This window comes from Pseudomonas sp. RL_105y_Pfl2_101 (assembly GCF_963970585.1).
GTDB lineage: Bacteria > Pseudomonadota > Gammaproteobacteria > Pseudomonadales > Pseudomonadaceae > Aquipseudomonas.
Genome location: NZ_CAXAPG010000066.1, coordinates 1 through 6,750, shown reverse-complemented (window position 1 = coordinate 6,750; position 6,750 = coordinate 1). Strand labels below are relative to the sequence as shown.

Here is a 6,750-nt window from a genome sequence, read left to right as displayed (position 1 = left end):
TGGCCGTTGAAGCTGAAACCCGCCGCGCCCTGGGCGATGCGATTCTCGCCGTGCATATCGCAGCGAACCTTGCCCCCAACAGATGCCATCGGTTGCCCGAATGCCAGAAAGGAACCTTCCAGCACTTCGCCACCGAAGGGACGCAGCGGGTCGCCTACGCGGATCAAAGGCATCATGAGATCACCTCGCCATCCGGTTCCACCAGGCTTCCGGCCTGACGCAGCATTTCGTCGGTCCGTTCCATACGCTGCAGATAATCGTCCAGGGCGATCTGTTTCTTCTGCTCGGTCACCACCTGGCCGATATGGCGCGTCGGCTGCAAGATCTCTTCCGCACCCGGCAGGAACGGCACCACGGCGCCAGTGGCCTTATCGACCACCCGGTAACCGATGGTCGCCGCTCCCATGCCGGCCGTCAGCCCACCCAAGGCGCCCAATGCACCGCCGCGCTTGATGCCATACACCGTGGCGCCCGCCAGCACCGCCACGCCCAGCATCCGCCCGGCCACCACCACCGGGGACAGGTCGCGGCTGTTCTCGTTGCCGAAATAGGTCATGCGATAGAAGAAATAGCCGGCCCACAATTCGCGGGACGCCAGCTTGTCGTGCATGAACCAAGCCCGCGAGTCGTGGATATGTTCGTCGAACAACGCCACCAGCAGCGCCAGGCCGGGGTCCCCGCTGGGTCTACCGAATTTGTCACGAAATAGCTGTTTGTTGCGCTGCTCGCCCGCTGCCTTGATGCTGGCGTGATCCCGCACCTCGTCGTTCTCGTTGAGCAGGTAAACCGAATCGCGCACCACCACATCCAGGAATTTGCCCGACCAACTGGTCTGCTTGCGATCGATATCCAGGTAGTCGTGCTTGAACTCGGTGGCGGCCTGGCTGAGCTGGGTCTGGTCAATCTGCGGCTCATAGATCGGCGGGCCGGGATGATTCATCGCCGCTGCGGGTTCTTTCTGGCGGTTTTTCAGCGCAATCCGCTTCGCTTCTTCATAAGCGCTGCGCTGTTCGTCCGTGTTATAGGCGGTGACTTCAATGGCCTCCTTGAAGAAAGGTTGGTGCTTGTAGCTGTCGTTGTATCGATGACGGTCGTCAACTTTCTCAAGGTCATTGGCATAACGGCCGATGCGCCAGCCGGTGATCCAGCCCAGTTGATCGGCCAGGGTGTCTTCAACGGTGGTGGTGAGTAGCAAGGGGTGATAGCCGTCAGTGGCGATGCTGTCTTGATCCTCCGGCGGGACTGTTTGCAGGGTTTGGTGGTGCCAGGCGTTGAAGCGTTCGATGACTTTAGGGCTTACATCGAACTCCTCAGTTACATCTAACCCCAAGGCCCGCCAGCTTTTCTCAACTATCAAGTGATTTGACAATGCTGCCTCCGGTACCCGCAATGGCGCCCCGGCGGCGAAAGCCGCAGCGTACATATCGTGCAGGACTATCTGCGACACCAGTTCATCAGTGCCACCGCGCGCTTTGCCCTGGTCATTTTTCGGATAACCACCGCCGACATCGGAGTGTACGCCGGGATACACCACTTCATAGGTGTTGCGTGGGTAGTTGCCGTCCTCGTTGCGGACCGAGTCCAGCGGGAAGCAGGCGCGCTGTTCAAAAGCCGCGACAAAGTGCCGGCAGCATTTGACGAAATCCGGGTATGTTTTGGCGTCCGGCAACAACTGGCTGTCATCGGCCCAGTCCATATGCCCGGCGAAAAACGGCGTGACGTGGGCGATGCCCACCGAGGCCACAGTGTCCAGCACACCAAGGAACTCGATGCTCACCGGAAGGCCCAGTAATGTCTGTTCCGGATTCTCGGCCCCGTCCGGCGTGTCGAACAGTTGGCTCAGCCAGGTTACGAAGGTGCGTGCTTCCGCCGCGCCGCGGGAGAAGCCGTAGACGAAGAGCTTGATGCCCAACACTTCAGGTCTGGTTTTGGGAACATAGGGTCTCAGCGGTTCCAGCAGACCTTTCATGACTTGTCGCCGCCGACCGGCGCCGAAGATGCTCATCATGGGACCTTTGGAGGTGCTCATCGACTCAACCTTGGTTTTGGCAACGACGTCATCGACTCCGTTTCTGGTCAATGCAAACGACAACGCACTCGCGACCTGCACCAAGGCCCAATTGATACGATCTTCTCCACCGGTGGCGTATTTCAGTCCATCCTCGCTGTAATCCAGCTCGCCAATTTCCGGGAAAGGGGTACCGACACCGGGCATGTAGTAAGAGAAATAGCCGCATTCTTTTGCCGGTGTACCTCTGAGTGACGCATGGAACAGTTTGGCAATATTGCTCGGATGCCCCTTCTTGGTGTCGTTGTCCTCGTTATTGTTGGTCCCGTCAAAAAACAGGCTGACGTGCAAGCTGTGGCAGCACGCGGAGTGCCGCTTCTGACCCCGATCATTGGTCGTTTGACGAAAACGATTTTCCTCTGTGGTCTGTTTGTTGTAGTTATCGGTCACCTTTCGAATATCTGTGGGCAAGCGTCCACCGACCGGAAAGATGGGCGGCGCCCAAGCCTTGGCTTTCGAATTATTATCTTTCACTTCGGGCATACAGCTGGCTCCTTCTTTTCCAAGGGTTCTTTAATAGGGTAATTGGGTGAATAGTATGACCAACAAGAACTTGTTACTTTAACTTGATTGCAAACCAAAAAATGCACACTTAAACCACAGCGCTCGGTTCCCGGCCACTCCGGAATTTCTACCATAGTGCTATGACGCTGGTAGTTGGCTTTATGCTTCACCATAAAGGTTCTGAACTCATCGGTCCCTAAAGGTGGTGCATCCGCAAAAGGATCGGGATCAACCTCCCACTCAATATGCGCCATCAGACCGGGACGCCACTTCGTCGGCATGACAATACAACAGGAGTGTCCCCCACCACCGTCGGCCCTGTATCCGTTGACCGACAACCAATTAATTGCATTCAACGTATGGTTGACAGCTTGTATGTTCCCTCCCGCCATCTCGTTATCGGCAGAAGAACACCCGTGCAACATCAATCCCAACAAGGCATAGAGCCCACGCAGCGCCACCTTCCTTAGCGTCGATCGCCTCAGCCCTCTGTCCGCCTTTAAGTTGCTTTCTATCTCGGACATACAGCAGGTTCCTTCATTTCCAAGGGTTCTTTAATAGGATAATTGGGTGAGTAGTATGACCAACAAGAGCTTGTGACTTTAACTTGATTGCAAACCAAAAAATGCACACTTAAACCACAGCGCTTGGTTTCCGGCCACTCCGGAATCTCTACAGTGGTGCTGTGGCGCTGATAATTCGCTGAATGTTTAGCATATGCCTCTCGAAACTCAATTGAAGTAACCGAAGGCAATTTTGCATGTCGATTGGGATCCACCTCCCATTCAATATGAGCCTTCAAGCCAGGACGCCACTTCGTCGGCATGATGACGCAACAGGAACTGCCCCCCCTCCGTGAGCCCTGTAACCGTTGACGGACAACCAGTTAATGGCGTTTAACGTATGGTTGACAGCTTGTATGTTCCCTCCCGCCATCTCGTTATCGGCAGAAGAACACCCGTGCAACATCAATCCCAACAAGGCATAGAGCCCACGCAGCGCCACTTTCCTTAGCGTTGATCGCCTCAGCCCTCTGTCCGCCTTTAAGTTGCTTTCTATCTCGGACATACAGCAGGCTCCTTCATCTGCTTGGGTTCTTTAATGGGGTAATTGGGTTGACCGTATACCGCGCACGCGGTAGTAACCTTCACCTGATTACACGTCAGAAAATGCACTTTAAGATCACAGGACTCCGTTCCCGGCCACTCCGGAATTTCTACCATAGTGCTATGACGCTGGTAGTTGGCTTTATGCTTCACCATAAAGGCTCTGAACTCATCGGTCCCTAAAGGTGGTGCATCCGCAAAAGGATCGGGATCAACTTCCCACTCAATATGAGCCTTCAAACCGGGACGCCACTTCGTCGGCATAATGATGCAACAGGAACTGCCACCACCGCCGTAAGCCCTATAACCATTGACGGACAGCCAGTTAATGGCATTCAGCGTATGGTTGACGGCCGCTATATTGCCTCCTGCCATCTCGTTATCGGCAGAAGAACACCCATACAACATCAATCCCAACAAGGCATAGAGCCCACGCAGCGCCACCTTCCTGAGCGTCGATCGCCTCGGCCCTTTGTTCGCCTTCAAGTTGCTTTCTATTTCGGGCATACAGCAGGCTCCTTCGTTTCCAAAGGATCATTTATCGGGTAATTGGGCTGACCGTATACCGCGCATGCGGTAGTAACCTTCACTTGATTGCACGTCAGGAAATGCACTTTTAAAGCACAAGACTCTTTCCCCGGCCACTCCGGAATCTCCACCGTGGCACTATGATGCTGATAGTCGGCTTTATGTTTTATTTGAGCCGCACGATAGCCATCAGTACCCAATGGAGGCCACTTCGAATATGCGTAAGGATCTGTATCAACCTCCCACTCAATATAAGCCTTCAAGCCAGGACGCCACTTCGTCGGCATGATCACGCAACAGGAACTGCCGCCCCCTCCGTCAGCCCTATAACCATTAACGGACAACCAATTAATGGCATTTCGCGTATGGTTGACGGCCTCAATATTTCCTCCTGCCATCCCGCTATCCGCAGAAGAACACCCATACAACATCAAACCCAGCAAGGCATATAACCCTCGCTTCATCCTCTTCCTTAACATCAAACGCCTCATGGCAAAGTCCTTTTATTTACATTTCAAATCGCACGAAAAACCTGCCTCACTCGAACATTTTTCCATGCGATTTTTTGGCCGAGCTCTATCGCGAACAATGCCAAATCGATTCATCAAGAGTCAGGAAGCACACATCGCTCCACGTACTCACTGAGTTTTCCAAAGTAATTCTCTTTACTTGCCCGCACGACCAACCGATACAACAAAGCAAACCGCTGTTCCTTACTTTCCTCAAGCCGGTCAAATCGCCCGTCATTCAACAGCTGCTGCGCATCGGAGATGCAGCCGATCAGGTCGCATTGCTCATCGCTCAGTTCAACAAGGGATTGAATATCGATGCTGGTCCGCGTTTGGCTTGCGCCCCGTCGCCATTGCGGCTGGCCGTCCCGATCCAGCCAGCTCCAGTAACTGACCGGTAGCAGGTACTGGATTCGCTGTTCGTCGTTCAAGATGGACGACACCAACAACGGAAAGATGCGCGGGTCGTAATACCGCAACAAGCCGGGGCGCCCGCCCCACTTCATCTGGGACAGGGCTTGCAGGGCCTGGCTGAGGACGTCGAAGGACAACGGTGAGATCGCGACCAACAGCCGGGCATCGGCTGCACAGTGAGTCATGAGTTGTTCCAGCCAGGCGCGATGCTGCCAATGGCCCAGATCCAGCCGCATCAACAGCGGTGCCTGTTCCAGCAGGTTTTCCTCCGGTGTACCGGCGAACAATGAATGCCATGGAACCTCCGGCCTCAGTTGCTTTAATGCCGGTACGGCGCAGCTGTCCCAGGCGGCCTGGTCCAGCAGCAGGTCGACGCGATGTATGTCCGCCGTAGTGCAAACGTGTTCAATCTGTTCTTGCCATTCGCTTGGCGTTGCCATGTACATGCTTTCCTTGTTTTTAACCTTCACGTGGCAAGAGTCCGACGGCGTTTTTGCGAGCCTTCTCCAGACATTCCTTACACACCGACTGCGGCAAATCCGCCAACGCAAAGCTTTGCCCGGCAGGCAACTCCCAAACGTGTTGCCCCTTGAGGTTCAGCTTGCCGGGGCTATGGATGTCGATGGCGCCGCTTGGGTTAATCCGTATAAACCCGCCGCCACACGCCAACGTGATCCCATTCTTCGCCGTCACCTGCACATGCCCCTGCACCGACTGCACGCTGATGTCCTGTTGGGCTTTCAAATCCAACACATCGCCGTGGGATTCAATCTCCAACGGACCCTTGCCCGAAACCAGGCGCATGCCTTCCTGCTGGGCCAGCAGCGAGATACCTTGATTGGCATGGGCCGACAGGTGCTTGGCGGCGGCGAGGTTGATTTGGTCCTGGCTTTGCAGATAGAGCGCGTCGCCGCTCTTGAGCAGCAAGCTGGCCGGGGTGACCGCGCCGATGCCCTTGGGTGCGCTGAGCAAAATGGCCGCGGCCTTGAGGTCTTTGGCGTCGGCCTGAAATTGCTGCAAGCCGCCCAGGTCGGGCTTGCGGCTGTGATGGGCCTGGGCGATGTCTTGCCAGTCGGCCATCTGTTGTTTGGCGCCTTCGACTTGGGCGCTGGCCGGGTCCATGCTCAGGACGTCGCCCTTGGCCTTGACCTGTTCATCCGCACTGATAAACAGCCCTCTTCCAGCACGAATCGCCCCCCAGCCATCCGTGCGCAACTCAAACCCTTCCCCCCGTTTCTTGCGCTCGGCATCCACCAGATGCCCCAGGTTCAACTGGCTCTTGCCACTGTGCTCGGTGCTGAGCTTGACGTGCTCCTGCCCCCGCGTGTCGTCCATGCGCAACTTGTTATTGGTCGGGGTGCGCAGCACGTTGCGTCTTTCATTGCGAGCGGTGACCAGGTCCGGGTGTTCGTTGTCGTGCAGGGCGTGGGCGATGTAGGGCCGGTCGGGGTCGCCTTGTTCGAACGCGACCGCCACTTCGGTGCCGGCCTGCAGCGGGAAGTGCAGGCCGTGGGTGTCGCCGCCGTAGGGCCGGGCCAGGCGCAGCCAGGCGCTTGAGCGGGCGGCTTCCCAGGTGTCGCGGTCGAACAAAAAACGCACCTTGTAGCGGCCTTCGAAGTCG

Annotated in this window: 6 protein-coding genes and 1 pseudogene; all 7 read right to left on the bottom strand. The window is 56.1% G+C overall.

The window, feature by feature from the left end; all coding sequences use genetic code 11:
- Nucleotides 1-172 precede the first annotated feature (172 nt).
- Nucleotides 173-2,551 carry a T6SS phospholipase effector Tle1-like catalytic domain-containing protein gene (locus AACY31_RS27955; protein ID WP_339505524.1) on the bottom strand — a complete coding sequence of 793 codons (2,379 nt, stop codon included), beginning with the start codon at nt 2,549-2,551 and terminating at the stop codon, nt 173-175.
- Entirely contained in the window at nt 2,539-2,997 is a 459-nt protein-coding gene (locus AACY31_RS27950) for a DUF3304 domain-containing protein (protein WP_445261587.1), read from the bottom strand. The genes AACY31_RS27955 and AACY31_RS27950 overlap by 13 nt, the downstream gene beginning before the upstream one ends.
- 86 nt (nt 2,998-3,083) lie before the next feature.
- A pseudogene (locus AACY31_RS27945) lies at nt 3,084-3,541 on the bottom strand (DUF3304 domain-containing protein).
- An 86-nt stretch (nt 3,542-3,627) separates the two neighbouring features.
- Nucleotides 3,628-4,086 carry a DUF3304 domain-containing protein gene (locus tag AACY31_RS27940; protein ID WP_445261586.1) on the bottom strand — a complete coding sequence of 153 codons (459 nt, stop codon included), beginning with the start codon at nt 4,084-4,086 and terminating at the stop codon, nt 3,628-3,630.
- Between the two features lie 86 nt (nt 4,087-4,172).
- Nucleotides 4,173-4,697, bottom strand: coding sequence for a DUF3304 domain-containing protein (locus tag AACY31_RS27935; protein WP_445261585.1), 525 nt, complete (start codon nt 4,695-4,697; stop codon nt 4,173-4,175).
- A 113-nt stretch (nt 4,698-4,810) separates the two neighbouring features.
- A complete protein-coding gene (locus tag AACY31_RS27930; RefSeq protein WP_339505525.1) occupies nt 4,811-5,575 on the bottom strand; it encodes a DUF4123 domain-containing protein in 765 nt (254 codons plus the stop codon).
- Nucleotides 5,576-5,588: 13 nt separating this feature from the next.
- A partial coding sequence (locus AACY31_RS27925) for a DUF2345 domain-containing protein (RefSeq protein ID WP_339505521.1) occupies nt 5,589-6,750 on the bottom strand: 1,162 nt, incomplete at its 5' end.

Bases quoted from the DNA above. Each gene is read 5' to 3' on its own strand.
- AACY31_RS27955 (WP_339505524.1), bottom strand. From the start codon at position 2,551: ATGCCCGAAGTGAAAGATAATAATTCGAAAGCCAAGGCTTGGGCGCCG.
- AACY31_RS27950 (WP_445261587.1), bottom strand. From the start codon at position 2,997: ATGTTGCACGGGTGTTCTTCTGCCGATAACGAGATGGCGGGAGGGAAC.
- AACY31_RS27940 (WP_445261586.1), bottom strand. From the start codon at position 4,086: ATGTTGTATGGGTGTTCTTCTGCCGATAACGAGATGGCAGGAGGCAAT.
- AACY31_RS27935 (WP_445261585.1), bottom strand. From the start codon at position 4,697: ATGAGGCGTTTGATGTTAAGGAAGAGGATGAAGCGAGGGTTATATGCC.
- AACY31_RS27930 (WP_339505525.1), bottom strand. From the start codon at position 5,575: ATGTACATGGCAACGCCAAGCGAATGGCAAGAACAGATTGAACACGTT.